The organism is Pedococcus sp. (assembly GCF_036554925.1).
Lineage (GTDB): Bacteria > Actinomycetota > Actinomycetes > Actinomycetales > Dermatophilaceae > Pedococcus_A.
In genome coordinates, this window is record NZ_DATBMI010000131.1 from 1 (window position 1) to 2,457 (window position 2,457).

General features: G+C 71.0%; 2 protein-coding genes. One reads left to right on the plus strand and one right to left on the minus strand.

Going from position 1 to position 2,457, the window contains the following annotated elements; translation table 11 throughout:
• Positions 1–234: 234 nt before the first annotated feature.
• A complete protein-coding gene (locus VIB11_RS10975) occupies positions 235–1,242 on the plus strand; it encodes a metallophosphoesterase family protein (RefSeq protein WP_332031174.1) in 1,008 nt (335 codons plus the stop codon).
• 86 nt (positions 1,243–1,328) lie between these two features.
• Here VIB11_RS10975 and VIB11_RS10980 read toward each other — a convergent pair whose 3' ends face one another.
• Positions 1,329–2,372: a dipeptide ABC transporter ATP-binding protein gene (locus VIB11_RS10980; RefSeq protein ID WP_332031176.1), complete on the minus strand. Its 1,044-nt coding sequence runs from the start codon at positions 2,370–2,372 to the stop codon at positions 1,329–1,331.
• Positions 2,373–2,457: the final 85 nt, after the last annotated feature.

The window sequence follows — 2,457 nt, forward strand, 5'->3', positions numbered from 1 at the left end:
CATCCTGCTCATCATCGGCGTGCTGCACGGGCTCAACATCGTGCTCATGCCCGTGCTCGGCCGGCTCTTCTCCCTCAACCGCCGGCTGCCCGAGCAGGTGAGCAGGCACCTGGGGTAGCGCATCTCGGCCGGCCTCGCGGCCGCTGCGCCTACGTCGGAAACTAGGCCAGATGGCGGACCTTTCCGCCGTTCTGTCCCCCTACCGTGTGCAGGAGCGCGCTGAAGGAGGCTGCCATGAGACCGACCCTGGCCCGGGGCGTGGCGCCCGTAGTCCTGGCCGTCGCCGTCACCGTCGGCTGCGCGAGCGCTTCCGTCCCCGGCGCGGGGACGTCCTCGGAGCAGGGCGCCGGGAGCCCCGCCGGCGCGGCGGCCGCACCAGGCAGCGCCAGCGCGCCGCACCAGGCGGGAGCCGCCGTCACGGGCGTCTCCTCCGGGCGCGCCTCCACCGACCGGGTGGTCATCGCCGCCGGCGACATCGCCGAGTGCAGCGGCGACCGGGACGAGGCGACCGCCGCCCTCGTCGCGGCCAACCCGACCGCCACGGTGCTCGCCCTGGGCGACCTGGCCTACCCCGACGGCAGCGCCCAGGACTTCGCGGACTGCTACGGCCCGAGCTGGGGTGCCTTCAAGGCCCGCACGCGACCCGTCCCCGGCAACCACGAGTACCGCACGCGCGACGCGCGCGCCTACTTCTCCTACTTCGGCGCCGCGGCCGGTGACCCCTCCCAGGGCTACTACTCCTTCGAGCTCGGGTTGTGGCACGTGGTCGCCCTCAACTCCAACTGCAAGGAGGTCGGCGGCTGCGAGGCGGGCTCCCCCCAGGAGCAGTGGCTGCGGGCCGACCTCGCGGCGCATCCCCGCGAGTGCACCCTCGCCTACATGCACCACCCCCGCTTCAGCTCCGGCAAGCACGGCAACACCGAGGACGTCGACGCCCTCTGGCGGGCCTTGGCGGAGGCCAAGGTGGACGTCGTGCTCTCCGGGCACGACCACAGCTACGAGCGCTTCCACCTCAAGAATGCCGCCGGGAGCCCCTACGGGTACGGCATGCGACTCATCGTGGTGGGCACGGGTGGTGCGAGCCTGAGGCCGTTCGAGAGCCTCCAGCCCGACAGCTACGTGCGGGCGTCCGTCGCCGACGGCGTGCTCAAGATGAACCTGCGCACCGGCTGGTACGACTGGCGCTTCCTGCCGGCTTCGGGCGAGACCTTCACCGAGTACAGCAGCGCCCCCTGCGTGTAGGCGCCCCTCCCACCCCGGACAGCACCGTGCCGCCCTCCCCGAGGTGGGGAGGGCGGCACGATGAGGTATGCCGTGCGGGCGGCCGGTCAGCTGCCGGTCGACTCCTGCAGCTCGGAGACGTCGACGGTCTCGATGATCTCCCGCGGCGAGGCGAAGTGGCACGCCGACAGGTGCTCCCCCACGCCGTCGGGGCGCATGATGAGCTCCGGGACGTCGACCTTGCACTTGTCCTGGGCCTTGAAGCACCGGGTGTGGAACCGGCAGCCCGACGGCGGGTTGGCCGGCGACGGCACGTCGCCGGTCAGCACGATCTGCTCGCGCTTCTCCCGCAGGGTCGGGTCCGGCACCGGCACGGCGGAGAGCAGGGCCTGGGTGTAGGGGTGCGTCGGGCGCGAGTACACCTCGTCCTCGACGCCGAGCTCGGCCATCTTGCCGAGGTACATCACGCCCACGCGGTCGGAGATGTGGCGGACCACGGACAGGTCGTGGGCGATGAAGATGTAGCTCAGGCCCAGCTCGTCCTGGAGGTCCTCCATGAGGTTGACGACCTGCGCCTGCACCGACACGTCGAGCGCGGAGACCGGCTCGTCACAGATCAGCACCTTCGGGTTGAGCGCGATGCCCCGGGCGATCCCGATGCGCTGGCGCTGGCCGCCGGAGAACTGGTGCGGGTAGCGGTTGATGTGCTCGGGGTTCAGGCCCACCTTGTCGAGGAGGTCCTGCACGGCGCGCCGGCGGCCCTGCTTCGGCACGACGTCCGGGTGGATGTCGAACGGCTCGCCGATGATGTCGCCGACCGTCTTGCGCGGGTTCAGCGAGGTGTACGGGTCCTGGAACACGATCTGGATGTCACGGCGCAGGCGGCGCATCGCGCGCCCCTTCTGCTTGTACATGTCGATCCCGTCGAAGACCACCGACCCCGACGTGGGCTCCTCGAGGCGCATCAGCAGGCGGCCGAGGGTGGACTTGCCACACCCCGACTCGCCGACGATGCCGAGCGTCTCGCCCTTGTAGAGCTCGAAGGAGACGCCGTCGACGGCCTTGACGTGGCCGACCGTCCGCCGCAGCACGCCACCCTTGATCGGGTAGTGCTTGACCAGGTCGGTCGCGGTCAGAATGGCCTCAGCCATTGAGGACCTCCTCGGAGAAGTGGCAGGCGGCCTCACGGCCGGGAACGACCTCGCGGAGCTCGGGGCGGTCCTTGGTGCAGATGTC

Coding starts and splice junctions, on each gene's coding strand:
- VIB11_RS10980 (WP_332031176.1), bottom strand. CDS start 2,372: ATGGCTGAGGCCATTCTGACCGCGACCGACCTGGTCAAGCACTACCCG.
- VIB11_RS10975 (WP_332031174.1), top strand. CDS start 235: ATGAGACCGACCCTGGCCCGGGGCGTGGCGCCCGTAGTCCTGGCCGTC.